Raw genomic sequence first — 25,329 nt, 5'->3', positions numbered from 1 at the left:
CTCTCGGTCTGACCGGTGCCACCGGTTCCGGCAATGCAACGGTCACCGCGAGCCGCACGACGGCCACGGGCAGCCTTTCTTCGCTGATCACCGACGGCTCGACGCTGAATGTCAACGGCAAGACCATCACGTTCAAGAACGGCGGTACGCCCGCTGCTGCGAACGTGGCGACCGGGTCGGGCGTCACCGGCAACGTCGTTACCGACGGCAGCGGCAACTCGACGGTTTACCTCAACAAGGGCACCATCGCCGACATCTTGACTGCGGTCGATCTCGCCACCGGCGTGCAGACTGCGGCCAACGCCAGCGGTGCGGCGACGCTGAGCACAGCCACCGGCCAGACCGCGTCTTCGATCGTCGCCGGCGCGCTGCACATCTCGACCGGCGCCAATGCGGATCTGTCGATCACCGGTTCGGGCAATGCGCTGTCCTCCCTCGGCCTGACCGGCTCGACCGGCACCGGCACCGCCTTCACCGCGAGCCGCTCACCTGCGTCCGGCAGCATCTCGGGCAAGACCCTGACCTTCGCTTCCTTCAACGGCGGCACGGCGGTCAACGTCACCTTCGGCGACGGCACCAATGGCACGGTCAAGACCCTGGATCAGCTGAATACGCACCTTCAGGCCAACAACCTTGCCGCCACGATCGATGCCAATGGCCTGCTCACCATCTCGACGACCAACGAGTACGCTTCCTCGACGATCGGCTCGGCAGTCGCAGGCGGCGTGATCGGCGGCACGATCACCTCGGCCCTGAGCTGGACGAATGCGACGACGCCGACTGTCGATCCGGTGGCGCAGGCTACCCGCTCCAACCTGGTGGCCCAGTACAACAACATCCTGGCGCAGATCGACACCACGTCGGTCGACGCGTCCTTCAATGGTGTCAACCTGCTCAACGGCGACCAGCTCAAGCTGGTGTTCGACGAGACGGCCAAGTCGACCTTGAATATCACCGGTGTCACCTTCAACTCGAAGGGACTCGGTTTGGCCGGCCTGTTGCAGGGCACCGACTTCATCGACAACGCCGCGACCAACAAGGTGCTCGTCAGCCTGAATTCGGCCTCGAGCACGCTGCGGTCGGAAGCCTCCACCCTCGGTTCGAACCTTTCGGTCGTGCAGATCCGTCAGGACTTCAACAAAAACCTGATCAACGTGCTGCAGACCGGCTCGTCCAACCTGACGCTGGCCGACACCAACGAGGAAGCGGCCAACAGCCAGGCGCTGTCGACCCGCCAGTCGATCGCGGTCTCCGCGCTGTCGCTGGCCAACCAGTCGCAGCAGAGCGTGCTCCAGCTGCTCCGCTAATAAGCAGCTGAAATCACAAGGAAAATACGGCGGCGGGGCCTCGGCTCCGCCGCTTTTTTGCGTGCGCGGAGACCGTGCAGATCGTGCAGCCGAGGCCGGGAAGGGACGCTAACCCGGCATTAACCGTATCCCTTAAACCGTCGTTAACCATACTTTAAAGGACAGCCCCTAAAAGTGGACAAAAGCCCGCTTTCCAGATCGGCGAGCCCCGATTCGTACCCGGTTCAAGAGGAAGACCCGCCATGTCCAACATCGTTCTCTCGGCGTCGGTTCGCCAGAACCTGTTGTCACTGCAGTCGACGGCCGACCTGCTGGCCACGACACAGCAGCGCCTCTCGACCGGCAAGAAGGTCAACACGGCGCTCGACAACCCCACCAACTTCTTCACCGCGCAGGGGCTGGACAACCGGGCAAGCGACATCAGCAACCTGCTCGACGGCATCAATAACGGTGTGCAGGTGCTGCAGGCCGCCAATACCGGCATCACCTCGCTGCAAAAGCTGATCGACAGCGCCAAATCGATCGCCAACCAGGCGCTCCAGACTACGGTCGGCTATTCGACCAAATCGAACATCACGACTACGATCCCGGGGGCTACGCCAGCCGATCTTCGCGGCACGACGAGCTACACCTACGCAACCGCAACCGGCAATGTCGTCACCAACGGTACTGCTGGTGGCACGACTCCGATCACCGGCACGACCACGCTCGGCGGCATTTCGCAGCCCTTGGCCGGTCTTGCTGCCCCTGACGGTGCAGGTACGGCAAACAGCCTCGCGCCGGGCCTCACCTTGCTCGGCACGCCCAGTGCGACCACCATCGCGGCAAACGGCGCGCCGTCAGACGGCGATGTGATGATCGTCGACGGCAAGACCATCACGTTCAGGGCCGGCGCTGCGCCCGCGGTGGCCAGCGTTCCCGCCGGTTCTGGTCGAAACAACAACGTCGTCACCGACGGCAATGGCAATTCGACCGTTTATCTCGGGACGAATGCTACCCCGGCTGCAAACGTCCAGGACGTGATGGACGCGATCGATCTTGCGACCGGCGTACAAAAGGCGGCCATCGCCGGCGGCACGGCGACATTGTCGAGTTCGTCGGGCACCAATGCAGCCATCGCAGGTGGCATTCTGACCCTGACCACCGGAACGGGCTCCGATCTCAGCGTCACCGGCAAGGCCGACTTGCTGAAGGCGCTCGGTCTGACGACCGCGACAGGCTCCGGCAACGTCACTGTTACCAAGGCGCGGCTGACGACCTCGGCGACGCTGGGCACGCTCGTTGACGACGGCTCCACGCTGAATGTGGACGGCAAGACGGTGTCGTTCAAGAACGCGGCGGTTCCTGCGGCCGCGCCGACGGGATCCACCAAGATCGGCAACATCATCACGGACAACAACGGCAACTCCGTCGTCTATCTCCAGGGCGCAAGCGTTCAGGACTCACTGAATGCGATCGACCTGGCCTCGGGTGCCGGCATCGTCAGCGGCACCGCCGTGGTGGCGGCGAGCGGTTCGTCGCTTTCTTCGGTCGTCAACGGAGCTCTCAAGCTCAGCACCGGCACCACCGCGGATTTGTCGATCACCGGCACGGGCAACGCACTGTCCGCGTTCGGCCTGACCGGTCCGACCGGTACGGGCACGGCCTTCACGGCTGGTCGCGCGCCCGGAGCGGGCAGCATCTCGGGCAAGACCCTGACCTTTACCTCGTTCAACGGCGGCACGCCGGTCAACGTGACCTTTGGTGACGGTACCAACGGGACCGTCAAGACGCTTGATCAGCTGAACTCCCAGCTGCAGGCGAATCACCTGACGGCGACGATCGACGCCAACGGCGTGCTCACCATCACCACCGTCAACGAGTATGCCTCTTCGACGCTGGGCTCGATAACCGCCGGCGGCGCGGTCGGCGGCACGATCACCGGCGTGATCGCTTTCACCACCGCCCAGCCGCCGATCCAGGATCCGGTCGCGCAGACGGCGCGCTCAAACCTGGTCAACCAGTTCAACAACATCCTGGCGCAGATCGATACGACCTCGCAGGATGCCTCGTTCAACGGCGTGAACCTGCTCAACGGCGACACGCTGAAGCTGATCTTCAACGAGACCGGCAGCTCCACACTCGGCATCAACGGCGTGGTCTTCAACGCGGCGGGTCTCGGCCTCAGCAACCTCGTCAACGGTATCGACTTCATCGACAACGGCGCCACCAACAGGGTGCTGGCGAGCCTGAACGCCGCCTCGAGCACGCTGCGCTCGGAAGGCTCCGCGCTGGGTTCGAATCTCTCGATCGTGCAGGTGCGTCAGGACTTCTCGAAGAATCTGATCAACGTGCTGCAGACCGGCTCGTCCAACCTGACGCTGGCCGACACCAACGAGGAAGCGGCCAACAGCCAGGCGCTATCGACCCGCCAGTCGATCGCGGTGTCCGCGCTGTCGCTGGCCAACCAGTCGCAGCAGAGCGTGCTGCAGCTGCTCCGCTAATCTCGCAGCGCAAGATACTGAATCGGAATATCGCGGCGGGGCTCATGCTCCGCCGTTTTTATGGAGATCGCCAAGGCAGGATTGGCCGAGATTGATGCGCATCATGCGCGCGTGTTTACAGCGTGAATGTGCGGATCTAGTTTTGCGGCGAACGACTCCGTGACCCGTAATAATCCGGAGTGCTTCCAAGCACACACGTAAGCAAATCTTAAGCGGTGCTGCCTAGGGTCGGGAAAGAAATCCTTAAGCGCGTTCAACGGGCTAGGTAACCTCCAAGGTGTGATTGATGTCGAATTCCGCTGCCTCGGCCTACGCGCGTGTTGCAACGACCACCGCATCTCCTCGCGACATCGAGGCGCAGACTCTGCTCAAGGCCGCCAACAAGCTCCAGGACGCGGTGAACAATGCCGATCCGTTCAGCGAGCAGACCACACACGCCCTGATGTTCAACCGCAAGCTCTGGACGATCTTCCTGAGCGAAGCCATGCGCGATACCAATCCGCAGCCGCTCGACGTGCGCCAGCAGATCGCCAACATCAGTGTGTTCGTGCTGAGCCAGACCGCTGCCCTGCAGATGAGCCCGCAGTTCGATCAGTTCCGCCCGCTGATCGAGATCAACCGGAACATCGCTGCCGGTCTGTCCGGCCGCCCCTGATGGACGGACTGCCCGCGTATCCTGCCGACCGCGTGCAAAGTTCACGCTGACAAATATCGCCAGCGCTCAGCTCAAAAAAATCGTCACGGATCCGCGCGGGCTCGACGCACGCACGGCATCCAGACGTCAGGCGCTGAGGTCCGTGTTGAGCGGACGCGAGGGCTGGGACTTCAGATCTTCCGCATGGAAATAGGCTCGCCGGCGCAGCATCGCTTCGTCGGGAAACTGGTTGACCACCGCGTCGGTTTTGTCGTTGACCACCTGAAACACAAAGGACGCGGCTGCCGGGTCGAACACGACCTGGCGCGAGATGTTCTCGTTGTTGCGCAGATCCGTGCGTACGGGCGCGCTGGTGTCGCCCGCCGCGACCGTCTGGCTCACCGGCAATTCGGTTTGCACGGCCTCGTTCGCCGCCGAATTCGACGTCGTCACGATCTGCGCAGGCGCCGGGATCCCCACCGGCCTGATGCTGAAATCTGTACTCATGGGCAGCCTCCTGGTTGCCTAGTCGTGAGTCAAATCCCAACCCCTCTCAATACGCAAGCATGGACCACCGGGACTGAACATCTGGTAAGCAAACGTGACTAACCGCGCGCCGACATCGCCGCGCGATTTTTCGTCAAATTGGAAGCAGTTCCCGCGCGCTCAGAGCGAGCGGCTGACCGCGAGCGGCGTGATGTGGCGCGGGCCTGGAGCCGCGCGGCGACCCGCGGCCGTATAGGTGTTCGGCACGTTGCGCTTCTGGATCTCGGCGTTGACACCGCGCACGACGCTCTCGGAGACCGCGTGTGCGGTCGCGAGCACGGTGAGGTTGACCTGGAGCATCGCGCGGAAGGCGTCGTGGTGCCGATGCAGCGTCGAGAGCAGCTCGGGCGCGGATTTCGCAAGCTGGGCCTGGTTCGCCTTCAACTCGCTGACGGCGCCGACATAGTTTCGCGACAGTTCCTGCTTCTTGCTCTCGAGACTCATGGCTTCGCGGACCTGGCCGGCACGAACGAGCTCGGTCTCGCGCTCGATCAGTCCGAGTAGGGCGCTCATCGCATCCATGAGCTGCTCGGCGACCTTGCGCGCCTCGGCGTTGCCGGGCGCACTGTTCGGGCGCTGCGCTTGCACCGGCTGTCGTGAGGCGTTGAACTGGTTCATCTCGTTTTGACCTTATGCCGTGCGGATCGTTTTCGCCTGCTGCATGATGAGGGTGCGGTAGACTTCGGTGGCGACGCCGACACCGCCGGCCTTGGCGAAGTTCTTGGAATATTGCTCGGTCAGCATCGAGCGCCACACGCCGGTGCCCGGCGTGTCGCCGAACGGGCCTTCGCCCTTCAGACCCGAGGTCATCTGCGAGAACATGCTGTTGAGGAACATCGCCTCGAAATCAGTGGCGGTCTTTTGTGCCCTGGTCTGCTGCTGCGGCGAGACCTTCTGCAACGCGGCGGCGAGCTCGAAGTCGGGGCGGCCGTTGCGGCTCTCCACGGAGAAGGCCGAGGAGGCGGCGGCGCGCGGGGTGTTGACCATGCTGGTTTGCATCACATCACCTCGATATCGGCTTCGATCGCGCCGGCGGCCTTGATCGCCTGGAGGATGCTGATCATGTCGCGCGGGCCGATGCCGAGGCCATTGAGGCCGTCGACGAGCTGCTGCAGCGAGACGCCGTCCTTGACGAGGGCCAGCTTCTTGCCGTCCTCGGTGACGGTGACGCTGCTGCGGGGCGCGACCACGGTGCGCCCCCGCGACAGCGGGTTGGGCTGGCTCACCTGCGGGCTCTCGGAGATGGTGACGGTGAGGTTGCCTTGCGCCACCGCGACGGTGGCGACGCGAACGTCACGGCCCATCACGATGATGCCGCTGCGTTCGTCGATGATGATCTTGGCGGCCAGGTCAGGATCGACCTGGAGCTGCTCGATCTCGGTGAGGAAGGCGACGACGTTGCCCTTGAACTCCGGCGGGACCGAAAGCTGCACCGTCGAGGGATCGATCGGTTCGGCGGTCTTGACGCCGAGATAGTCGTTGATCGCGGCCGCAATCCGTTTGGCCGTGGTGAAGTCGGCGTTGCGCAGCGCGAGCCGTACGTTCGGCAGCCTGTTGAGTGCAAACTCGATCTCGCGCTCGATGATGGCGCCGTTGACGATACGGCCGACGGTCGGAACGCCGCGCACGATCTTCGCCGCTTCGCCCTCGGCCTGGAAACCGGAGATCGCGAGCGAACCCTGCGCCACCGCATAGACGTTGCCGTCGGCGCCGAGCAGGGGGGTCACGAGCAGGGTACCGCCTTGGAGGTTCTTGGCGTCGCCGAGCGCGGAGACGGTGACGTCCATCCGCGTGCCCTGGGTGGCGAAGGCCGGCAGGTTGCCCGTGACCATCACGGCCGCGACGTTGCCGGTGCGGATGGTGGCGCCGCGGATGTTGACGCCCATGCGCTCGAGCATCGCCTGCAGCGACTGCTTGGTGAAGGGGATGTTGTTGAGCGTGTCGCCGGTGCCGTTGAGGCCGACGACGAGGCCGTAGCCGATCAGCTGGTTCTGCCGCACGCCTTCGATATTGGCGAGGTCCTTGATGCGCGACGTCGCGCTTGCGGACGTGACCGAGAGCGCCAGCGCTGACAGCGCGGCGCAGGCCACTCCAACAATCCTCACCCAACGAACGCCTGACATCCTCTGCTCCCCGAGGCTCCCCAAATCTCGGACCGAATCCAGACACTCCCATGTCGAGCTGGTCCGACGCTTTCCTTGCGAGCGCTGTGCCAACGCGGGGCAGAGCAGTTACGCGATTGAATAGGTTGAATAAACCTGTTTCGACCGGTGTCAGCGCGCGTTCTCCGTGAGGAGCGAAACTGCCGCCTGTCGGCAGATTTTGCCGGGTCGTTTACGGCCCGTTAACCATAAAACGGCGAATGTGGCGCATCGATCACCCGGATTGCTGCAATGCGCATCTACGGACCGAACGGCACCACGCTTGGAACGTCGGCCAGCCAGGCCAGGCGGACAAGCTCCGGCACCTTCGTGCTGCCCGACACCTCGTCGTCACAGGAGACGCGGGGCGCTGCCGCGCCGAAGGCCGCCGCGAACATCGACGGGCTGCTCGCACTGCAAGGCATCGAGGAGGATCCGGTGGAGCGCCGAAAGCGCTCCGTCGCCCGCGGCAAGACCGCGCTCGACGTGCTCGACGATCTCAAGATGGGCCTTCTGTCCGGCAATCTCGACGGCTCGACCGTGATGCGGCTGCGCGATGCCGCGGCGAACCTGAAATCGTCCTCGGGCGATGCCGGCCTCGATTCCGTGCTCTCGGAGATCGAGCTGCGCGTCGAAGTCGAACTGGCCAAGGCCGGGCAGGCTTGAGTAATCCGTCACCCTGAGGTGGCCGCTTCTTCAGCGGCCCTCGAAGGGCGACGGCCCCTGCTGACGCATCTCGGCCGTGCATCCTTCGAGGCTCTCAGCACGGCGCTTCGCACCGCGCTACTCGCACCTCAGGATGACGTGTCTTCCGTCGACTTCACGCAGCCTACGCCGCTTCCTGCTTCTGCTGCGCATCGTAGCGGCGCTGGGCGGCGAGCACGTCTTTCAGATTCTGCTCGGCCCAGTCGCGCAGGGGATCGACGGCGGCGGCAAGCGTCAGCCCGAGCTGGGTGATCGAATATTCGACCGTGACAGGCACGGTCGCGATGGCGTGGCGCTTGATCAATCCGTCGCGTTCGAGCGACTTGAGAACCTGGCTCAGCATCTTCTGCGAAATGCCTTCGATCGTGCGGCGCAACTGATTGAAGCGCATCGGCTCCTCGCGCAGCAGCAGCAGGATCAGCACCGCCCATTTGTCGCCGACGCGGTCGAGGATCTGGCGCGTCGGGCAATTCGCGGCATAGACGTCGGGCTTCATCGCTCGTTCCTCGCAATCTGTTCCTGGTTACCCCTGCGTAATCAGGTAAGCACAAGGTGCTCTCTTAACACCAGCATTCTTTGCGATATCTAGTTACTGTTAGTTACCACAGAAGCAAAGGAGCCTTCCATGAAAATCGCAGTCGCCGGCGCCTCGGGCCGGGCCGGGTCGGAGATCACCAAGGAACTATCCCGCCGCGGCCACACGGTCACGGCCATCGCTCGCAACCCTGAGAAGATCGCGGCCCTGGCGAACGTCACGCCCACCAAGGGGGACGTGCTCGACCAGGCCGGCCTCGCCAAGCTGTGGGCGGGCCATGACGTCGCAGTGAGTTCCGTGCACTTCCTGGCCAGCGATCCGCTCAAGCTGATCGGCGCGGCGAAGGAGTCCAAGGTTGGCCGCTATCTCGTCGTCGGCGGGGCTGGCAGCCTGGAAGTCGCTCCCGGCGTCAAACTGGTCACGACCCCCGGGTTTCCGGCCCAATACAAGGCCGAGGCGGAGGCGGGCGGGGCCTTTCTCGACCTGTTGCGGCAGGAGAAGGAGCTGAACTGGACCTTCATCTCGCCCTCGGCCCTGTTCATCGAGGGGGAGCGCACGACCAAGTTCCGGCTCGGGACCGACCAGCTTCTCGCAGATGCGAACGGCAAGAGCTGGATCAGTTTCGCCGACTACGCTATTGCGCTCGCCGACGAGATCGAGCGGCCGGCCCATTTGAGGCAGCGTTTCACGGTCGGCTATTAGGCATTCGGCCGTCCCCCGGGCCCTCCAGGATAAACCTTCCTGTGCAAGGGCTTGGGGGCGCCCGCCAGACGATCAGGGAAATATTGTCTGTCACAGGACGCCGCTATATAAGCCCGCCTTAACGGACCCCGTTTCCGTTGCGAGTCGTTGCTTAGACAGATAGGCCGCCCTTGGAAAAGTTGAAAAACTACCGACCGACCGAAAAAGAGCCTTTCATGAACGACCGGCAGAAGGAGTACTTCCGCTTGAAGCTCCTCGCCTGGAAGGATGAGATCCTCAAAGAGTCCAAGCTCACCCTGCAAGCCTTGCAGGAGGAGAACGTGAACCACCCCGATCTCGCCGATCGGGCATCGTCCGAAACCGACCGCGCCATCGAACTCCGCGCCCGCGACCGCCAGCGCAAGTTGATCGCCAAGATCGACGCCGCGCTCCAGCGTATCGAGGACAACACCTACGGCTATTGCGAGGACACCGGCGAGCCGATCTCTTTGAAGCGGCTCGAAGCCCGGCCCATCGCGACGCTCTCGGTGGAAGCGCAGGAGCGCCACGAGAAACGCGAGAAGGTCTACCGCGACGAATAGAGTGCGAGCCGCAGCGATGCGGCTCTTTGTTTTTGGATGCATGGCGCCGTTTTGCGCCGTGATCGGCATTTTGCCTGTCGCTTGCCGCCGAGCGCGTCAACGTGCGATCGCGAAAAGTGAATCGCGATCAATGGGCTAGAGTCCATTCCTCCGAGCTCACGTGAGTTCGGATGAGAAACAGCCTTCACTTGGGGGGGGCGAGTTTTGCGAGTCGCATCAACAGCATCGATTCGTTTGTTGAAGATCTGATCGAGCTGCATCAAGCATCGCTGCAATCAGGCCTGATGCGCGGCTTGCGAGACCGCAAGGGCGCGTGCGTCCATTGAGCCTGGACCAGCTCAATTTTTCCTTAAACGCGGGCAGGAGGCCGTACTCCACCCGCCACCCGCGCTTGTCAGGCCGGGGCGGGGATGCTCCACTGCCGGGCATGATCGCGTAGCGTGGGAGGCGGCGCCGATGGACAACATTCTCCGAGCAGCAAAGGCGATCGCACTGGCGCGCCGCAACCATGCGCCGCTCGCCACGCTGGAGCGTCCGCCCGCGGACGAGGCCGAGGGCTATCAGGTCCAGCGCGCGCTGCACGATCTGCTGCTGCCGCATGTCGGCCCGCTGGTCGGTTACAAGATCGGCTGCACCAGCCAGGTGATGCAGGACTATATCGGCATCCCGCACCCCTGCGGCGGCGGCGTGTTCCAAAAGGGTGTGCACGACAGCGGGGCCAGGCTCGCGGCCGCCGACTATGTCCGTGTCGGCGTCGAGTGCGAGATTGCGGTGCGGCTGAAGCGCGACCTCGCCGCCGGCGAGGCGCCGTTCACGGCCGAATGGGTCGGCGAGGCCGTCGAGTCCTATCATCCCGCGATCGAGATCGTCGACGACCGCTACGTGAAGTGGGAGACGATGGGCGCACCGACCCTGATCGCCGACGACTTCTTCGCCGCCGGCTGTGTCCTGGGTGAGGTGGTGCCGCGCTCGTCGGTGCCGGACCTGAAATCGGTGAAGGGCCGCGCCATCGTCAACGGCGAGGAGGTCAGCCAAGGCACCGGCGCCGACGTGCTCGGCCATCCCCACAACGCACTCGCCTGGCTCGCCAATCATCTCGCCGCCGAGGGCAAGGGTCTTCACGCGGGACAGCTCGTGCTCACCGGGAGCCTGGTGAAGACGCTGTGGCTGAACGCCGGAGACAAGGTGCGGATGGAGCTGGACGGGCTCGGCGTGGTGGAGGCGGAGTTCACGTGAAGGGCGCAGCGTCGTCGTTGGAGCGAGATCCCTTCCTAAAGCGACCGTCTCGCGCCCCGGACGCAGCGCAGCGCCTCTCCGGCGGTGCGCTGCAGAGCCGGGGCCCATGCACCAGCGTGTTGCCCGGCTTCCTGGGTCCCGGCTCGGCGCCGCAACGCTGACGCGTTGCGACGCGTCCGGGACACGAGAGATGAGCGCTTGGTGACGACCTCGTCTTCCAACGAAGACCATAATTCAAGACACACCCTCGCATCTTCGCGGCATCTTCCGGCCGAGTTTTGCATCGTCCCGCCCTTTGCAAAGCAAGAAGGCGCAGGGAAGGCCGGGCGCCGGCTGGCACCAGCAATCCCGGGAAGGAGATCGGCGTGCATCTGGAGATACGCGCCGTTGCTGATGCGGCGTGACGATTGCGCGGTCTCTCCGGCGTCATTGCGAGGAGCCAAAATACATGCGGCCCTCGCCAGGGGAGCTGGCGAGGGCCGCGTCGTACATCGTCGTCCGCGCCTAGGTTCGCGAACACGATGTGGGAGCTCTTGAAGAAGGCTAGAAGGGCAGCAGCACGTCCATGACTTGCTGGCCGTAGCGCGGCTGTTGCACGTCCGTGATCTGGCCGCGGCCGCCATAGGCGATGCGGGCCTGCGCGATCTTGCTGGAATCGATGGTGTTGTCGCTCTGGATGTCTTCGGGGCGGACGATGCCGGCGACGATGAGCTCGCGGATCTCGTAGTTGACGCGGATTTCCTGCTTGCCCTCGACCACAAGATTGCCGTTCGGCAGCACTTGCGTGACGACCGCAGCGACGTTTGTCTGCAGGGCTTCCGTGCGGTTGACCGAGCCCTTGCCGTCGGCGGAGGATGTCGAGTCGGTGGTGAGAAGGCGACCGGGCAGGACCTTGAGCGGCTGCGTGACCGTCTGGCTGCCGATAAAATCGGTAATTCCCGAATCTTCCTTGGCGGTTCGGCTGCGCTGGGTCTCGTTGGCGATGTTGGCCTTGTCGGTGATGTTCACGGTCACGGTCAGGAGGTCACCGACATGGGTGGCGCGCTGATCCTTGAAGAAGGCGCGGCTGCCGTTGCGCCACAGCGAGTTCGGATTGTAGGAGGCGACTTCCGGCTTCGGCATCGGCATCTGCACCGGCTTGTAGCCGGGCTGCGTCGTCGGATTGTCGATCGCGGACAATTTCGGCTGCTCGCCGATCTGCGACAGGCGGTCGATCGAGGAGCAGCCGCCCAGCGCGCAACTGGCCAGCAGCAGTGCAGAGATCGCGATGCGACGAAGACGGGAAGCCGAACTGAACGAGGACATGACTTACTCTGACTTGGCTGGAGCTTGCGAGACGCGAACTTGCGGGATCTGGGCTTGTGCGACTTGCGCCGGCGACGCGGGGGCCTGGACCAGGTTCCGGACGAGGGCTGCAGTATCGACGGGTGCGGGCGCCTCGTCGCGCTTGAGCGAGGAGGTCTGCTCGACCGCGGCCGCCATCGGCGCCGACTGGCTGGCGCCCTGCACCGTCACCTGGCCGCGGCCGGTGACGACGCCGCTCAACGTGCGCTTGGTCTGGAGGTTGAGGACGCTCACGGTGTCGCCCTCGGTGCCGCTTTCGAGTGCCTTGCCGCGGGTGGTGAGGTGGATCCCGGGGACCTGGTAGATGACGGTGACGCTCTGGTCGCGCTGCACGAAGTCGGGCTTGACGATGTCGGCGACGCGGATCGGCGTACCCGCGCGCATCGGCCGGCGGAGCTGCATGCCGAGCGTGCGATCGCGCGGGGCGGGCTCGCCCGTGACCTCGGCCTTCGGCCGGCGTTCGAGTGCGATGTCGGAAGCCTTCAACAGATCGACGCGGTCGATGTCGCGCGTCAGCACGGCCACTTCCACCGTCTCGATCGCGGTGCCGGTGAAGCGCAGCTTGGTCGGCGCCGCATGGTTGTCGTTGTTGATCTCGAAGGTCAGGTCGAAGCGGCCGCTGCGCGCCTCGTAGCGGGTCGCGACCGGCTGGAGCGCACCGGTGTTGGAGGCATCCAGCCGCATCTCGGCGACGCCGCGGTCGAAGCTGACGGTGATGTTGGCGGCATCGCCAAGGCCGAAGCGGCGCTCGAGCGCCGAAGCGACCGCGTTTTCGAGGTCCTTGTTGGCGAGCGTGCGGGCGAGACGGGTGACCTGGACCTCCCTGATGTCGCCGGTCATCACGCCGATCACCTGCTTGGCGCGGAGCACGCCCAGCACCTGGGCGACGGGCAGCGCACCGGTGGTGCCGAGATCGGGCGAGCGGTAGACCGGGATCAGGGCGGCGGATCCGGCATTGTCGATGAGATCGCCGACCCGAACCACGTCCGAGGTCACGGTGATGTTCGCGCGGAGCATCGGCGCCGCGATGACATCGTCGGCGGCTTGCGCCGGCAGCGAAAGCGCGAGCAGGGCGGAAATCGTGGCGATTGTGGTGCGGATCATCGTCATCACCTCAGCGGAACAGCGCCGTGGTCGATTGCATCATCTGGTCGGCGGCGCTGATCACCTTGGCGTTCATCTCGTAGGCGCGCTGCGCCGCGATCAGGTCGCTCATCTCCGAGACGACGTCGACATTGGCCTGCTCGAGGCTGCCCTGTGTGATCTTGCCGTAGCCTTCGGCGTTCGCGGTGCCGTCCTGCGGCGGGCCGGAGGAGGGCGTCTCGGTGAACTGGTTGCTGCCGACCGGCTGAAGGCCCGCCTTGTTGATAAAGCGGGTGACGCCGATCTGGCCGACGATCGAGGAGGTCGACGAGCCCGGCAGCGTCACCGACACCTGGCCCTGCTCGCTCACGGAGATGCCGGCCGCATTGTTCGGGATGGTGATGGTCGGCTGCACCGGGTTGCCCTGTGCGGTGACGACGCGGCCCTGATTGTCCATCTGGAAGGTGCCGTCGCGGGTGTACTGGTAGCTGCCGTCGGGCATCAGGATCTTGAAGAAGCCTTCGCCCGAGAGCGCGAGGTCGAGATCGTTGCCGGTCTGCGACAGCGTGCCCTGCGTCATGCTGCGCGGGGTGCCGACGGTCTTGACGCCGCCGCCGATGTCGACGCCGACCGGCAGGATGGTGCCCTGGTCCGAGGCCTGGGCGCCGACGCGGCGGACGTGCTCGTAGATCAGGTCCTGGAACGACGCGGTCTGCTTCTTGAAGCCGGTGGTGCGTAGGTTGGCGATGTTGTTGGAGATCACCTGAACGTTGAGTTCCTGTGCCGCCATTCCGGTCGCTGCGGTGTGAAGCGCCTGCATGTCAGTTCTTCCTCAATCAGGCCGGGACGTCGGCGAGCTTCTCGATCGCCGATTTGTGGAGGTCGCTCTGCTGTTGCAGCAGGTTGGCGATCGCGGTGTAGCTGCGCATGACTTCGACCATGCGGCTCATCTCGCCGACCGAGTTCACGTTCGACTTCTCGATGTAGCCCTGCTGCACGGTCGACTTGGTGGCGGCCTGCGCGGTGGCAGAGCCGGCGGCATAGAGATTGGCTCCGAGCTTGGTCAGCCTGGCGGGATCGTCGAACGAGGTCATGCGGATCTTGCCGCGGATCGAGTCGGTCCTGGCCGTGCCCTCGAGCACCGTGACGGTGCCGTCGGGGGCGACGTTGATGTCGTGATCGGTCGGCTGGAACGTGATCGGGCCGCCGGTGCCGAGCACGAGGTTGCCGTCGGAGGTGACGAGCTGGCCGGTGCTGTTGAGCGAGAATTTGCCGTCGCGGGTGTAGCGCTCGCCGCCATTGGCCTGCACGGTGAAATACGCGTCGCCGGTGATCGCCATGTCGAGCGGGTTCTTGGTCATCTCCAGCGGCCCCTGGCCGACGTCGCGGAAGGTGCCGCGGTCCTGCACATAGGAGACCCGGCGGTCGGACGCGATGAAATTGTCCTCACGCGCGTTCGAGTTGAGGTACTCCTCGAACAGCGAATGGTCGGCCTTGAAGCCGTTGGTGTTGGCATTGGCGACGTTGTTGGCGATGACATCCATCTGCCGTTCCAACGTCATCTGCCGTGACAAGCCGATCAGAAGCGCGTTCTGCATCGGAAATCTCCCCTGAGTGGGACCTGCCACCTCGCTCTCCCAAGCGCCTTGGCGGACCCCGTGAACGAGACCTCAGGTTCTCCCAAACCGCCGGTCTCGACCCTTTCTCAGCGAAACTCGTGCCAGTCCGCAAAATTGTGCGATTTCAAGACCTTGTCGATTTTTCGAGGGCGCGGACGGGCGGCAGAAAGGTTCTGTTAGCCATGTTTGCCCGGCAGATTTTTCCTAGTGGAGGCGCAATCGAAAGAAACCGTTAACCATTATTACCGTAGCGTTTGCGTGCAAGAGGAGCGCATTGCGCTGGGGCATTCGTATCGCGTCACTGTCTGCCAGGAGGCTTCGCTCTTTCGACCCTTTTGAGATGAGCGAGCCGGTTAACCCATGGCAGAGAATGAAGCGGAAGGCGGCGCAGCCGCCGAAGGCGCGGAAGCCGCTCCGAAGAACAAGCTCAAGCTCATCATCATGGCCGTCGGCCTGCTCGCCGTGCTCGGCGGCGGTGCTGCGACCTGGTTCTTCTTCTTCCGCCATGGCGAGGAGCATCACGCCGAGGCGGCGCCCCCGCCGAAGCCGCCGGCGTTCGTCGACGTGCCCGACATCATGGTCAACCTCGCCGGTGCGCCGGGCGAGCGCGTGCAATATCTGAAGCTCAAGATCGTGCTGGAGCTGAAGGAAGAGAAGCAGATCGAGGCGATCAAGCCGACGATGCCGCGCATCACCGACATCTTCCAGACCTATGTGCGCGAGCTGCGCTCCTCCGACCTCAACGGCTCGGCCGGCGTCTTCCGCCTCAAGGAAGAGCTGACCAAGCGCGTCAACGCGGCGGTCTCGCCGATCCAGGTCAGCGCGGTGCTGTTCAAGGAAGTCGTGATCCAGTGATGGCGCGGGGAAGGTAACGGGCGAGCGTCATGGCCGGCAACGAGCAAATGGACCAGGATGCGATTGCCGCCCAATGGGAGGCGTCGCTCGATTCCGAGGATCCCGCGGAGGCGGCGAAGGCTGCTGCCGAAAACGAATTATCGGAAACCATGGCCCTGCAATGGGCGGCCATGGTCGAGGACGGCAGCCGTGATCTCGGCGCCGGCAAGAACTCCGGCGAGCGGGTGCTGTCGCAGGAAGAGATCGACAATCTCCTCGGCTTCGCGGTCGGCGACGTCACGCTCGACGACCACAGTGGCATTCGCGCCATCATCGATTCGGCGATGGTCTCCTACGAGCGTCTGCCGATGCTCGAAATCGTCTTCGACCGCCTGGTGCGGTTGCTGACGACCTCGTTGCGCAATTTCACCTCCGACAACGTCGAAGTCTCGCTCGACCGCATCACCTCGGTGCGCTTCGGCGACTACATGAACTCGATCCCGCTGCCGGCCGTGCTCACGGTGTTCAAGGCCGAGGAGTGGGAAAACTTCGGCATGGCGGTGGTCGATTCCAGCCTGATCTACTCGATGATCGACGTGCTGCTCGGCGGCCGCCGCGGCTCGAGCCAGCTCCGCATCGAGGGCCGGCCCTACACCACGATCGAGACCGAGCTGGTCAAGCGACTGGTCGAGGTGGTGCTGGCCGACGCCGAGCAGGCGTTCCGGCCGCTGTCGCCGGTGACCTTCACGATCGACCGGCTCGAGACCAACCCGCGTTTCGCCGCGATCAGCCGTCCCGCCAATGCCGCGATCCTGGTGCGCCTGCGCATCGACATGGAAGATCGCGGCGGCAACATCGAGCTGCTGCTGCCCTATGCGACCATCGAGCCGATCCGGGGCGTCCTGCTCCAGATGTTCATGGGCGAAAAATTCGGCCGCGACACGGTCTGGGAGGGCCATTTCGCCACCGAGATCAACCAGGCCGAGATCGCGGTCGATGCCGTCCTCTACGAGGCCGACATCCCGCTCAAGCAGCTGATGCGGCTCAAGGTCGGCGACACCCTGCCGTTGGACATGCGCGCGGATGCCAACGTGACCGTGCGTTGCGGCGACGTCACCCTGACCGAGGGGCGGATGGGCCGGGTCGGCGACCGCGTCGCGATCCGCGTGACGAAACCCCTGCGCAAGCCAAGTACGACACTTGCGATGTTCGAGAAGGTCGATGAGCAGAACAAGATGATGGAGGCCCCATGAACCACTCCCTGGGAATGGCGATCGAGACGCTGGTGGCTATCCTGCTGATGCTGACGATCGTCTACTGCGTCATGCTCAACAAGCGGCTGACGCGGCTGAAGGCGGACGAGCATTCGCTGAAGGCGGTGATCGGCGAGCTGATCACCGCGACCGAGATCGCCGAGCGCGCGATCGGCGGGCTGAAGCTTGCCGTGCGCGACGTCAACGAGAACCTCGGCAGCCAGCTTGCGGCGGCGAGCCAGATGTCGGACCAGCTCTACAAGCAGCTCGGCGAAGCCGACAACGTGGTGCGGCGCCTGTCCAAGATCGCGATCGCCGCGCGCCCCGTGACGAGTCCGGAAACAGCTGCGACGCCGGCGGCCAGGCCTTCGTCGGCAAAGGCGGTGGCGGCTGCGGCCGAAGCCTTCTCCGAGCGCAGACGATCCAACGGTCTTGCCGCATAAAGTCAGGGTATGAAATCCTTTCGTAACATCCGCGTCATTCCGGTCGTCCTGGTCGCCGTCGCAGGCCTCGCCACGCTCAAGGTCGTGGGGCTCGCGATCAATGGCGGCTATGTCTTCGACTACCAGCCGAACCAGGTCAAAAAATCCTGGGCGCAGGAGAATCTGAACTTCCCGACCGGCCGCGAGGACCCCGACATCACCGGCTCGACCCATGGCGCGCCGAAGGAGGCGCCGAAGCCCGCCGCGCCCGAGACCAAGCCCGAGGGCACCGTGGTCAAGATCGACGACGCCCAGCCGCAGGTCTCCGCCTCCGAGCGCGCGATCCTGGAACGCCTGCAGACGCGCCGCCAGGAGATCGAGGCCCGCCAGCGCGAGATCGACATCCGCGAGAGCCTGTTGAAGTCGGCCGAGAAGCGCATCGAGAACAAGGTCGAGGAGATGAAGGCGGTGGAGACCCGCATCTCCGCGACACAGGCCGAACAGAAAGCCGCCGAAGCCCAGCGCATGAAAGGCCTCGTGACCATGTATGAAGGGATGAAGCCCAAGGACGCCGCGCGGGTGTTCGACCGGCTCGAGATGGGCGTGCTGATCGAGATCGCCTCGGCTATCGCGCCGCGAAAGATGTCGGACATCATGGGGGTGATGTCGCCGGAGGCCGCAGAGCGGCTCACGGTCGAGATGGCCCGCCGGGCCAATGGCGGCGGCGATCAATCGGCCGCGGCCGGGGAACTGCCCAAGATCGACGGCAAGCCGACGCAAAAGCCGAATTGAGGGCTCATACTTAAGAAGCCCTTAATTGGCGAAACCTACAATCGACGGCACGGGCCGGCACCAGTGCTGGCATGGACCGTCGAACCGGAAGAAATGCTGCCAATGGCGCAGAAGGCTGCCGATGGATTGAGGTCGCGAGCCCGCGCTTTGGCGCACGGGCTGTCGCGTCATGTCCGAAAGGCGCGCGCGCTGGCGGCCTGCCTCCTCATCGGCTTCACTGCGCCTGCCCGTTCCGCCGATGCTATCAGGGGCGAGGCGACTTTCTCGGCCGGTGGCGGCTTTGCCCGTCTGGTGATCAAGCTCGGCGAGGACGTTCCCTCCGAGGTGACCACCGCCGGCTCCATTCTCATCATCCGCTTCGACCGGGCGGTCGACGTTCCCGTCGACCGCGTTCCGGAAGGTGCGCCCGACTACGTCAACTCTGCCCGCCGCGATCCCGACGGCGGGGCTATCCGCTTGTCGCTGGCGCGGCGCGTCACCGTCAACACCATGAACGCCGGCGAGCGCACCTTCGTCGACCTGTTGCCCGAGGGCTGGAAGGGACCGCCGCCAAGCCTGCCGATGGACGTGGTCAAGGAGCTCGCCGAGCGCGCGCGCGTGGCCGAACGGGCCTTGCGCGCGCAACGGGCCGCGGCCGAGACCAAGAAGCGCCCGCAGATCCGCGTGCGCGCCTCGGTGCAGCCGACCTTCGTGCGCTTCGTGTTCGAGATGCCCGACGGCGTCGGCGTCTCCTCCGTGCTCAACGAGCAGAAGCTCACGCTCGCCTTCAATGCCGGCCTCAATTTCGATCTGGCGGACGCCGTCGTCGCCGCGCCGCCGAACGTCGCCTCGATCAAGCAGAGGGCCGACATCGACCAGACCAGTGTCGAGATCGCGCTGATCGGCGATTCCGACGTGCACTCCTTCCGCGACGAGAAGAACTACGTCGTCGACATCTCCTTCCAGCCAGACAAGGGCAAGACCGCCGCAACGGCCGAATCCCTGATCGCGCAGGCCAAGCCTGCCGCCGGTCATGGCCCGGCACCGGAAAAGCCGGCGGCCGAGAAGCCGAAAGAGGTCCGTCGCGAGATCGCGCCGCCGACCTCCGAGACGATCGCGCGCGAAGCCAAAATCGAGGCGAAGCCCGAGGTCAAGACGGAAGCTCCCGCCGCGATGCCGCCCGTTGAAGCACCGAAGCCGGTGCCGGCTCCCGCGGCCGAAGCACCCAGACCTGCGGAGGCCGCCGTGCCGGCCGCTCCCGTCAAGCCGATGACGCCTGCGTTCGTCGAAGCACCCAAAGAGATCGCGACGGAAGCTGCGCAGGAGCCCGTCAAGGCCGCACCGAAAGAAGCGGTCAAGGCCGCGTCTGCCGAGGCGCAGCCCGCACTGCAGCCTGCTGTCGCCAGCGTCGATGTGCGCCGCGACAGCGACGGCTTGCGCGTGATGTTCCCGCTTCAGGCCTCAACGCCCGCGGCAGCCTTCCGCCGCGGCGACACGTTGTGGCTGGTGTTCGACACGCCGAAGCCGGTCGACGTCGAGGCGATCCGCGCCCGGGGCGGCGCGATGATCGGCGAGGTCAGCCGCACGCCGCTCGACAAGGGGCAGGCGGTGCGCATCCGTCTCACCCGGCCGCTGGTCTACTCCCTGACCACGGAGGAGATCGGCAAGGAGACCAACTGGCTGCTGACGCTCGCCGACAAGATCCAGGCGACGCCGCTGCCGCTGATGATGTCGCGCAACATCACCGATCCCGCGCTCGCCAACATCGCGATTCCCTTTGCCAATCCCGGGATTCTGCACAAGCTGACCGATCCCGACGCCGGCGACACGCTCTATGTCGTCACCGGGCAGCGGCCGGTCCGCGGTTTCATCAAGCGTCAGGACCTCGTCGATCTCTCACTGCTGGAATCCGCGCACGGCATCGCGATCCGGCCCAACTCCGACGAGATCGGCGTCGAGGTCGGATCCGACAAGATCATTCTCGGCAAGAAGGGCGGCCTGACGCTGTCGCCGGTCGATATCTCGGCCGAGCGCGCGCCGACCGCGGTGCGGCCGGTCTTCAGCCCGGAAGGCTGGCGCAAGGGCCAGTCGGAGGATTTCTGGACGCGCCAGGCTAATCTGATCACGGCGATCGCGGCCGTCGATCCGGCGCAGCGCTCGCTGCCGCGGCTCGACCTCGCGCAGTTCTACATGTCGCGCGCCATGTATCACGAAGCCAAGTCCGTGACCGATCTGATGCTGAGCGATCCCCTCAACAAGGAGGAGAGCGGCGCGCTGATCATGCATGCGATCGCGAGCATCCTGATCGGCCGGCCGGCGCAGGGTCTGAAGGACCTCGCCAATCCCGTGATCGGCAACAGCCACGATTCCCAGCTCTGGAAGGCGCTTGCCTATGCACGCCAGGGCAAATGGGCGGATGCGCGCGAGAAGTTCAAGAACGTCGAATTCGCCATCGCCTCGTTGCCGATCGACATCCAGCGCATCGTCACGATGGAGGCGATGCGCTCTTCGCTCGAAGTGAAGGACTATGCCGGCGCCTCCAAGCGGCGCGGCGAGATCGAGGTGGTCGGCATCTCGCCCGAGGCGGCGCCCGGCTTCGCCGTGCTGCGCGGCCGGCTCGCCGAAGCGCTCGGCCACGACAAGGACGCGCTCGACGACTACAAGCTCGCGGTCGCCTCGAACGATCGTCAGGCGGCGGCCGAGGCCAAGCAGCTCGAAGTGGCGCTACGGCAGAAGCGCGACGAGATCTCCAAGGAGGACGCGCTGCGCGAGCTTGAGACGCTGTCGATGACCTGGCGGGGCGACTCGATCGAGGTCAAGACGCTCCAGATGCTGTCGCAGATCTACGCCGAGAACGGGCGGTACCGGGACGCGCTCGGGGCGGCGCGGACGGCGACAAGGCTCCAGCCGAACGCGGAGGCCTCGCGCCTGGCGCAGGACCTTGCCTCCGACCTGTTCACGCGGATCTTCCTCGGGCCCAAGGGCGACGAGCTGCCGCCGGTCGAGGCGCTCGGGATGTTCTACGAGTTCCGCGAGCTGACGCCGATCGGCCGCCGCGGCGACGAGCTGATCCGCCGTCTCGCCGACCGCCTGGCCTCGATCGATCTGCTCGACCAGGCCGCCGAGCTCCTGCAATACCAGGTCGACCACCGCCTCGAAGGCGCAGCCCGCGCCCAGGTCGCCGCGCGCCTCTCCATGGTCTATCTCGCCAATCGCAAGCCCGACATGGCGATCTCGGCGCTGCGCGCGAGCCGCATCAGCGATCTCTCCGGCGAATTGCGGCAGCAGCGCCTGCTGCTCGAGGCGCGCGCGCAGAGCGACGTCGGACGCCACGATCTCGCGCTCGACATCGTCTCCAACGTCGCCGGGCGAGGAGTGCTGCGCCTGCGCTCCGACATCTTCTGGGCTGCGCGGCGCTGGCGCGAATCCGCCGAGCAGATCGAGCTCTATTACGGCGACCGCTTCCGCGACTTCAAGCCGCTCAATGCGGTCGAGAAGAGCGACATCATCCGCGCCGCCGTCGGCTATGCGCTCGCCGACGACTCGATCGGCCTGTCGCGCTTCCGCGAGAAATACGCGCCGCTGATGAGCGAGAGCGCGGACCGTCTCGCCTTCGACATCGCCAGCAAGCCCGCCGCGTCCTCCAGCGCCGAATTCGCCGAAATCGCCAAGCTTGCCGCCAGTGTCGACACGCTCGACGGCTTCCTGCGCGAGATGAAGCAACGCTTCCCCGACGCCAGCGCCCGCGCGCCGGCCTCGCCGCAGGCCAAGGACGAGGCCGACCATACCGGCTCGCTGCCCACGATCCCGGTCGTGCGGCAGATCAAGATGACGCGGTAGGATCGCTGCTACCCGCCGTAGCTCTGCACCAGGCTCCCCGCCACCAGCGACCAGCCGTCGACCAGCACGAAGAAGATCAGCTTGAACGGCAGCGAGATCGTCGCCGGCGGCAGCATCATCATGCCCATCGACATCAGCACGGAGGCGACGACGAGGTCGATGATCAGGAAGGGCAGGAACAACAGGAAGCCGATCTCGAAGGCGCGCTTCAGCTCGGAGATCATGAAGGCGGGGACGAGGATGCGTAAGGCGAGATCGTCGGGGGTGGCCGGCGGCGGCTCGCCGGAGAGATCCAGGAACAGCTTGAGGTCCTTCTCGCGCACGTTCTTCTGCATGAAGCCGCGCAGCGGCACGGATGCGCGCTGGAGCGCATCCTCGACGCTGAGCTGGTTGGCGACGAGCGGGCGGATGCCTTCGTCGTAGGATTTTTGCAGGACCGGCCCCATCACGAAAAAGGTGAGGAACATCGCGAGCGCGATGATCACGGAGTTCGGCGGGGCGGTTGCCGTGCCCATTGCGGTGCGCAGCAAGGACAATACGACCACGATGCGCGTGAACGACGTCATCATGATCAGGATCGACGGCGCGATCGACAGCACCGTGAGCAGCGCGATGAGCTGGATCGCGCGCTCGGTGACGCCGCCGCCGCCAGCGCCGCCTCCGAGATTGATGCTGATGTCCTGCGCATGCGCAAGACTTGCGAGCGAAGCCGCGGCGATCAGGACAGAAAGAAAAACAACTCTACGCGGGAGGGCCGGCAGCCTCACGAAGACGGCTTCGGACGGCCGAGCAATGAGGCCATCTCGTCTTCGAGATTTTCAAAGCTGGTCTTCTCCGCGGCCGGCTTTGCGGGCGGGGCCGGTGGCGCCGGCGGTTCGCTGCGCGCTGCGCGCGGCGGCGGCGGGGCGGGCGGCTCCGGAGCAACCGGAGGCGCGATCGTCTCGCCGGAGGGGCGGCGCAGTGCCGCTTCGAGACGCTGCGCCATCTCGGCGAGATTCTGCTCGGCGCTCGAAGGCGCAGCGGCGGCGGGGCCCGGCGGCGGAACGGGCGGGGCCTGCGGCACCGGCGGCGGCGCTACGCGCTCGGCGCGCACCGGCGGCACCTTCACCGGCTCGCTCTGGCGCGGCGGACGCGGCATCAGCGGGGGCTCGTTGCGGGCGATCCGCGGCGGAATGGGCTCGGGACGCGGCTCGCGCTCGGGTCGCGGCGCGAGCGGCTCGGGCGGAAAGCCGGCCAATGGCGGCTCGCCGCGGCGCTCGGCCGGGGCCGGCCGGCGGGCTTCATCGGCGAAGGAGGGACGCGCGGGCCGCGGCGGCGGCTCAGGCATCAGCGGCTCGGGATGATCGAGCAGTTCGGGCCGCGGAGCCTCGTCGGCCCAGCCGCTGGTATCGGGCATCGGAGCAAGACGCGGCGGCTCGGCATTGGCACGCTGCGGAAGCTGGTCGCGGCCGGGCGCGGCGCGCACGATATTCGGCTCGACGACGATGTCGGTGGGGCCGCCGATCATCAGGAGATGCTCGACATTGTCACGCCGGACCAGCACCAGGCGGCGCCGGCCATCGACCGCGGCGGCATCGATCACGGCGAGCCGGGGCATCCGGCCGCGCTGGGTGTTGGCACCGAGCCGGCTGGTGGCGAATCGGCGAACCAGCCATGCGGCGACGCCGATCAACGCCAGAACGACGATGAACGCCACGATGAAGGTGATAGGACTGCCTTGCATACTTGTCCCCGACAAATGGCGCTGTTCTCGTGCCCATGGTCAAATGCGCCGACCACCGGCGTTGGATGCCCCAAACTGCGATTTCTTAACGTCCCACGGCAAGTTTTGCCGTCCCCAACTCTTAATAACCCATGAATCGCTCGATCCAAAACGACTTCTTGGCCTGTGCATGGCCCGCCAAACGGTTGGGTTAATGCCGCTTTTTGATTCGTAGAACCACGGGTTTGCAAATGCGTGTCCCGGCAGGACACGTGCGGCCGTCGTATCCTTAACCACCTGTTAACCATACACGCGGCAAATTCTGCCTAGCTTCGGGCCTGAAGGTCCGAGGACAAGCGGAAGGAACCGCAACGATGTCGATCAACGATCTTCCGGTGCTGTCGGCGCTTCGCACCAAGATGCAATGGCACCAGGAACGCCAGCGCGTCCTGTCCGAGAACGTCTCCAATTCCGACACGCCCAAATTCCGGCCGCGCGACCTGGTCGAGCCGAAGCTCGACAAATCAGGCGCGGTGACGGGCTCGATGGGACCTCTGGCGCTGGCCCGCACCAGCGGTTCCCACATGACGCCGTCCGGGGCGGCCTCGAGCTTCGACCAGAACAAGAATGCAGGTTTCGAGACCCGTCCCGCGGGCAACGCCGTCAATCTCGAGGAAGAGATGATGAAGGCCGCGAACAACCAGATGGATTATGCGGCGGCGACCTCGCTGTACTCGAAGAGCCTGCGTCTGCTCAAGACCGCGATCGGCAAGGGCTAGAGGACGTAAACCATGGCCAATGACAGCAGCGACTTTGCCCGCTCGATGGCGATCGCGACCTCCGGCCTGCGCGCGCAGGCCGGGCGCATGCGGGTGATCTCGGAGAACATCGCGAACGCGGATTCGACCTCGCAGACCGCAGGCGGCGATCCTTACCGGCGCAAGGTGCCCACCTTCTCCTCCGCGCTCGACCGCACGCTCGACGCGCAGGTCGTCACCCTCGGCCGCATCAAGCCCGACCAGTCCAGCTTCCGCACCAAATACGAGCCGAACAATCCGGCGGCGGACGCGACGGGCAACGTGAAATATCCCAACGTGAACTCGGTGGTCGAGATGACCGACATGCGCGACGCGCAGCGGTCCTACGAGGCCAATCTCAACATCATCAGTGCGACGCGCCGGATGATCCAGCGCACGCTCGACATCCTCAAGAGCTGAACAGGACAATTGAGCCATGGCATCACCCACAATCGCCGCCAACGCTTATGCCAACCTCGCCCGCGTGCTGGAGAACAGCGGCGCCGGCAAGGGCAGCGAGCCGAACGGGCAGTCCTTTGCTTCGCTGCTGAAAGACGCCGTCGGCAGCGTCATGGAGACCGGCCGCAAGTCCGACGCCCAGACGGTGGCGATGGCCGCTGGCAAGGCCAACGTGATGGACGTGGTGACGGCGGTCGCCGACACCGACGTCGCGGTGTCGACGCTGGTCTCGGTCCGCGATCGCGTGATCGCGGCGTATGAAGACATCATGAAGATGCCGATTTGATCGCCGCTGTCATTCCGGGGCGCGACGAAGTCGCGAGCTACGATGCGCA

Annotated in this window: 26 protein-coding genes; 15 read left to right on the top strand and 11 right to left on the bottom strand. The window is 65.2% G+C overall.

Annotated elements, in window-relative coordinates:
• From QSV46_RS31045 to flaF, 3 genes are all read left to right on the top strand, one after another.
• Positions 1-1,307, top strand: a 1,307-nt coding sequence (locus tag QSV46_RS31045; protein ID WP_314960617.1) for a DUF1522 domain-containing protein, incomplete at its 5' end; no start/stop codon positions are given.
• Positions 1,308-1,549: 242 nt separating this feature from the next.
• Positions 1,550-3,790 (top strand): DUF1522 domain-containing protein, encoded by a 2,241-nt coding sequence (locus tag QSV46_RS31040; RefSeq protein ID WP_314960616.1) that lies wholly within the window; start codon positions 1,550-1,552, stop codon positions 3,788-3,790.
• A 286-nt stretch (positions 3,791-4,076) separates the two neighbouring features.
• A complete protein-coding gene (flaF, locus tag QSV46_RS31035) occupies positions 4,077-4,445 on the top strand; it encodes a flagellar biosynthesis regulator FlaF (protein WP_314960615.1) in 369 nt (122 codons plus the stop codon).
• 126 nt (positions 4,446-4,571) lie between these two features.
• Here flaF and QSV46_RS31030 read toward each other — a convergent pair whose 3' ends face one another.
• The 4 genes from QSV46_RS31030 to QSV46_RS31015 form a co-directional block, all read right to left on the bottom strand.
• Positions 4,572-4,931, bottom strand: a complete 360-nt coding sequence (locus tag QSV46_RS31030) for a hypothetical protein (protein ID WP_314960613.1) — start codon at positions 4,929-4,931, stop codon at positions 4,572-4,574.
• Positions 4,932-5,090: 159 nt separating this feature from the next.
• Positions 5,091-5,588, bottom strand: a complete 498-nt coding sequence (locus tag QSV46_RS31025) for a hypothetical protein (RefSeq protein ID WP_314960612.1) — start codon at positions 5,586-5,588, stop codon at positions 5,091-5,093.
• 12 nt (positions 5,589-5,600) lie between these two features.
• The gene (flgJ, locus tag QSV46_RS31020; RefSeq protein WP_314960610.1) at positions 5,601-5,969 is read right to left on the bottom strand and encodes a flagellar assembly peptidoglycan hydrolase FlgJ; all 369 of its coding nucleotides are present in this window, start codon (positions 5,967-5,969) and stop codon (positions 5,601-5,603) included.
• On the bottom strand, positions 5,969-7,093 hold the full coding sequence (locus tag QSV46_RS31015) for a flagellar basal body P-ring protein FlgI (RefSeq protein WP_314960609.1): 1,125 nt from the start codon (positions 7,091-7,093) through the stop codon (positions 5,969-5,971). The genes flgJ and QSV46_RS31015 overlap by 1 nt, the downstream gene beginning before the upstream one ends.
• Before the next feature lie 270 nt (positions 7,094-7,363).
• On the opposite strand from QSV46_RS31015, the gene QSV46_RS31010 reads away from it, so the two are divergent.
• Positions 7,364-7,777 (top strand): flagellar assembly protein FliX, encoded by a 414-nt coding sequence (locus tag QSV46_RS31010; RefSeq protein ID WP_314960608.1) that lies wholly within the window; start codon positions 7,364-7,366, stop codon positions 7,775-7,777.
• A gap of 163 nt (positions 7,778-7,940) precedes the next feature.
• Here the strand turns inward: QSV46_RS31010 and QSV46_RS31005 are convergent, their stop codons facing one another.
• Positions 7,941-8,312, bottom strand: a complete 372-nt coding sequence (locus tag QSV46_RS31005; protein WP_314960607.1) for a helix-turn-helix domain-containing protein — start codon at positions 8,310-8,312, stop codon at positions 7,941-7,943.
• Positions 8,313-8,441: 129 nt separating this feature from the next.
• Between QSV46_RS31005 and QSV46_RS31000 the strand changes: the two genes are divergently transcribed.
• The 3 genes from QSV46_RS31000 to QSV46_RS30990 all read left to right on the top strand — a co-directional run bounded on the left by QSV46_RS31000 (position 8,442) and on the right by QSV46_RS30990 (position 10,870).
• The gene (locus tag QSV46_RS31000) at positions 8,442-9,053 is read left to right on the top strand and encodes an NAD(P)-dependent oxidoreductase (protein WP_314960605.1); all 612 of its coding nucleotides are present in this window, start codon (positions 8,442-8,444) and stop codon (positions 9,051-9,053) included.
• 215 nt (positions 9,054-9,268) lie between these two features.
• Complete coding sequence (dksA, locus tag QSV46_RS30995) at positions 9,269-9,634, top strand: RNA polymerase-binding protein DksA (protein WP_008554760.1); 366 nt, start codon at positions 9,269-9,271, stop codon at positions 9,632-9,634.
• 456 nt (positions 9,635-10,090) lie between these two features.
• Positions 10,091-10,870 carry a 2-keto-4-pentenoate hydratase gene (locus QSV46_RS30990; RefSeq protein WP_314960573.1) on the top strand — a complete coding sequence of 260 codons (780 nt, stop codon included), beginning with the start codon at positions 10,091-10,093 and terminating at the stop codon, positions 10,868-10,870.
• Between the two features lie 543 nt (positions 10,871-11,413).
• Here the strand turns inward: QSV46_RS30990 and flgH are convergent.
• From flgH to flgF, 4 genes are read right to left on the bottom strand one after another with little or no spacing between them, the layout of a single operon-like run.
• Positions 11,414-12,175 carry a flagellar basal body L-ring protein FlgH gene (flgH, locus tag QSV46_RS30985; protein WP_314960571.1) on the bottom strand — a complete coding sequence of 254 codons (762 nt, stop codon included), beginning with the start codon at positions 12,173-12,175 and terminating at the stop codon, positions 11,414-11,416.
• A gap of 3 nt (positions 12,176-12,178) precedes the next feature.
• Entirely contained in the window at positions 12,179-13,318 is a 1,140-nt protein-coding gene (gene flgA, locus QSV46_RS30980; RefSeq protein ID WP_314960570.1) for a flagellar basal body P-ring formation chaperone FlgA, read from the bottom strand.
• A gap of 10 nt (positions 13,319-13,328) precedes the next feature.
• Entirely contained in the window at positions 13,329-14,117 is a 789-nt protein-coding gene (gene flgG, locus QSV46_RS30975) for a flagellar basal-body rod protein FlgG (protein ID WP_314960569.1), read from the bottom strand.
• Positions 14,118-14,133: 16 nt separating this feature from the next.
• Complete coding sequence (flgF, locus tag QSV46_RS30970; RefSeq protein WP_314960567.1) at positions 14,134-14,895, bottom strand: flagellar basal-body rod protein FlgF; 762 nt, start codon at positions 14,893-14,895, stop codon at positions 14,134-14,136.
• 381 nt (positions 14,896-15,276) lie between these two features.
• On the opposite strand from flgF, the gene fliL reads away from it, so the two are divergent.
• From fliL to QSV46_RS30945, 5 genes are all read left to right on the top strand, one after another.
• A complete protein-coding gene (fliL, locus tag QSV46_RS30965) occupies positions 15,277-15,771 on the top strand; it encodes a flagellar basal body-associated protein FliL (protein ID WP_314960565.1) in 495 nt (164 codons plus the stop codon).
• 29 nt (positions 15,772-15,800) lie between these two features.
• Complete coding sequence (fliM, locus tag QSV46_RS30960) at positions 15,801-17,003, top strand: flagellar motor switch protein FliM (RefSeq protein WP_314960563.1); 1,203 nt, start codon at positions 15,801-15,803, stop codon at positions 17,001-17,003.
• Positions 17,000-17,446: a DUF6468 domain-containing protein gene (locus QSV46_RS30955; RefSeq protein WP_314960561.1), complete on the top strand. Its 447-nt coding sequence runs from the start codon at positions 17,000-17,002 to the stop codon at positions 17,444-17,446. Before fliM ends, QSV46_RS30955 begins: the two co-directional genes overlap by 4 nt.
• 9 nt (positions 17,447-17,455) lie before the next feature.
• The gene (locus QSV46_RS30950) at positions 17,456-18,217 is read left to right on the top strand and encodes a flagellar protein FlbB (protein ID WP_314960559.1); all 762 of its coding nucleotides are present in this window, start codon (positions 17,456-17,458) and stop codon (positions 18,215-18,217) included.
• A 102-nt stretch (positions 18,218-18,319) separates the two neighbouring features.
• Positions 18,320-22,036, top strand: coding sequence for a tetratricopeptide repeat protein (locus tag QSV46_RS30945; protein WP_314960558.1), 3,717 nt, complete (start codon positions 18,320-18,322; stop codon positions 22,034-22,036).
• Positions 22,037-22,044: 8 nt separating this feature from the next.
• On the opposite strand, the gene fliP is transcribed toward QSV46_RS30945, so the two are convergent.
• Complete coding sequence (gene fliP / locus QSV46_RS30940) at positions 22,045-22,803, bottom strand: flagellar type III secretion system pore protein FliP (protein ID WP_314960556.1); 759 nt, start codon at positions 22,801-22,803, stop codon at positions 22,045-22,047.
• Positions 22,800-23,759: a flagellar biosynthetic protein FliO gene (locus QSV46_RS30935; protein WP_314960554.1), complete on the bottom strand. Its 960-nt coding sequence runs from the start codon at positions 23,757-23,759 to the stop codon at positions 22,800-22,802. Before QSV46_RS30935 ends, fliP begins: the two co-directional genes overlap by 4 nt.
• Before the next feature lie 353 nt (positions 23,760-24,112).
• Here QSV46_RS30935 and flgB point away from each other — a divergent pair, with 353 nt between their 5' ends.
• The 3 genes from flgB to fliE are packed head-to-tail and all read left to right on the top strand — an operon-like array spanning position 24,113 to position 25,280.
• On the top strand, positions 24,113-24,517 hold the full coding sequence (gene flgB, locus QSV46_RS30930) for a flagellar basal body rod protein FlgB (RefSeq protein WP_314960551.1): 405 nt from the start codon (positions 24,113-24,115) through the stop codon (positions 24,515-24,517).
• Between the two features lie 12 nt (positions 24,518-24,529).
• Positions 24,530-24,955 carry a flagellar basal body rod protein FlgC gene (gene flgC / locus QSV46_RS30925; RefSeq protein ID WP_314960549.1) on the top strand — a complete coding sequence of 142 codons (426 nt, stop codon included), beginning with the start codon at positions 24,530-24,532 and terminating at the stop codon, positions 24,953-24,955.
• A 16-nt stretch (positions 24,956-24,971) separates the two neighbouring features.
• Positions 24,972-25,280 (top strand): flagellar hook-basal body complex protein FliE, encoded by a 309-nt coding sequence (gene fliE, locus QSV46_RS30920; protein ID WP_314960547.1) that lies wholly within the window; start codon positions 24,972-24,974, stop codon positions 25,278-25,280.
• The last annotated feature ends 49 nt before the right edge of the window (positions 25,281-25,329 follow it).

It is taken from the genome of Bradyrhizobium cosmicum, from assembly GCF_032290525.1.
In the GTDB taxonomy this organism is placed as follows: Bacteria; Pseudomonadota; Alphaproteobacteria; order Rhizobiales; family Xanthobacteraceae; genus Bradyrhizobium; species Bradyrhizobium cosmicum_A.
Note: the sequence above shows the minus strand (reverse complement) of the source record. Positions and strands in the feature narration are given on the sequence as shown.

What these genes read in the sequence shown, in the direction of transcription:
- QSV46_RS31025 (WP_314960612.1), bottom strand. Translation starts at nt 5,588, where the DNA reads ATGAACCAGTTCAACGCCTCACGACAGCCGGTGCAAGCGCAGCGCCCG.
- flgC (WP_314960549.1), top strand. Translation starts at nt 24,530, where the DNA reads ATGGCCAATGACAGCAGCGACTTTGCCCGCTCGATGGCGATCGCGACC.
- QSV46_RS30990 (WP_314960573.1), top strand. Translation starts at nt 10,091, where the DNA reads ATGGACAACATTCTCCGAGCAGCAAAGGCGATCGCACTGGCGCGCCGC.
- QSV46_RS31005 (WP_314960607.1), bottom strand. Translation starts at nt 8,312, where the DNA reads ATGAAGCCCGACGTCTATGCCGCGAATTGCCCGACGCGCCAGATCCTC.
- QSV46_RS30945 (WP_314960558.1), top strand. Translation starts at nt 18,320, where the DNA reads ATGGCGCAGAAGGCTGCCGATGGATTGAGGTCGCGAGCCCGCGCTTTG.
- flgB (WP_314960551.1), top strand. Translation starts at nt 24,113, where the DNA reads ATGTCGATCAACGATCTTCCGGTGCTGTCGGCGCTTCGCACCAAGATG.
- flgJ (WP_314960610.1), bottom strand. Translation starts at nt 5,969, where the DNA reads ATGCAAACCAGCATGGTCAACACCCCGCGCGCCGCCGCCTCCTCGGCC.
- QSV46_RS31040 (WP_314960616.1), top strand. Translation starts at nt 1,550, where the DNA reads ATGTCCAACATCGTTCTCTCGGCGTCGGTTCGCCAGAACCTGTTGTCA.
- flgF (WP_314960567.1), bottom strand. Translation starts at nt 14,895, where the DNA reads ATGCAGAACGCGCTTCTGATCGGCTTGTCACGGCAGATGACGTTGGAA.
- QSV46_RS30935 (WP_314960554.1), bottom strand. Translation starts at nt 23,759, where the DNA reads ATGCAAGGCAGTCCTATCACCTTCATCGTGGCGTTCATCGTCGTTCTG.
- flgH (WP_314960571.1), bottom strand. Translation starts at nt 12,175, where the DNA reads ATGTCCTCGTTCAGTTCGGCTTCCCGTCTTCGTCGCATCGCGATCTCT.
- flgG (WP_314960569.1), bottom strand. Translation starts at nt 14,117, where the DNA reads ATGCAGGCGCTTCACACCGCAGCGACCGGAATGGCGGCACAGGAACTC.
- QSV46_RS31015 (WP_314960609.1), bottom strand. Translation starts at nt 7,093, where the DNA reads ATGTCAGGCGTTCGTTGGGTGAGGATTGTTGGAGTGGCCTGCGCCGCG.
- fliL (WP_314960565.1), top strand. Translation starts at nt 15,277, where the DNA reads ATGGCAGAGAATGAAGCGGAAGGCGGCGCAGCCGCCGAAGGCGCGGAA.
- flgA (WP_314960570.1), bottom strand. Translation starts at nt 13,318, where the DNA reads ATGATCCGCACCACAATCGCCACGATTTCCGCCCTGCTCGCGCTTTCG.
- QSV46_RS31030 (WP_314960613.1), bottom strand. Translation starts at nt 4,931, where the DNA reads ATGAGTACAGATTTCAGCATCAGGCCGGTGGGGATCCCGGCGCCTGCG.
- QSV46_RS31010 (WP_314960608.1), top strand. Translation starts at nt 7,364, where the DNA reads ATGCGCATCTACGGACCGAACGGCACCACGCTTGGAACGTCGGCCAGC.
- QSV46_RS30950 (WP_314960559.1), top strand. Translation starts at nt 17,456, where the DNA reads ATGAAATCCTTTCGTAACATCCGCGTCATTCCGGTCGTCCTGGTCGCC.
- flaF (WP_314960615.1), top strand. Translation starts at nt 4,077, where the DNA reads ATGTCGAATTCCGCTGCCTCGGCCTACGCGCGTGTTGCAACGACCACC.
- QSV46_RS31000 (WP_314960605.1), top strand. Translation starts at nt 8,442, where the DNA reads ATGAAAATCGCAGTCGCCGGCGCCTCGGGCCGGGCCGGGTCGGAGATC.
- dksA (WP_008554760.1), top strand. Translation starts at nt 9,269, where the DNA reads ATGAACGACCGGCAGAAGGAGTACTTCCGCTTGAAGCTCCTCGCCTGG.
- fliM (WP_314960563.1), top strand. Translation starts at nt 15,801, where the DNA reads ATGGCCGGCAACGAGCAAATGGACCAGGATGCGATTGCCGCCCAATGG.
- fliE (WP_314960547.1), top strand. Translation starts at nt 24,972, where the DNA reads ATGGCATCACCCACAATCGCCGCCAACGCTTATGCCAACCTCGCCCGC.
- QSV46_RS30955 (WP_314960561.1), top strand. Translation starts at nt 17,000, where the DNA reads ATGAACCACTCCCTGGGAATGGCGATCGAGACGCTGGTGGCTATCCTG.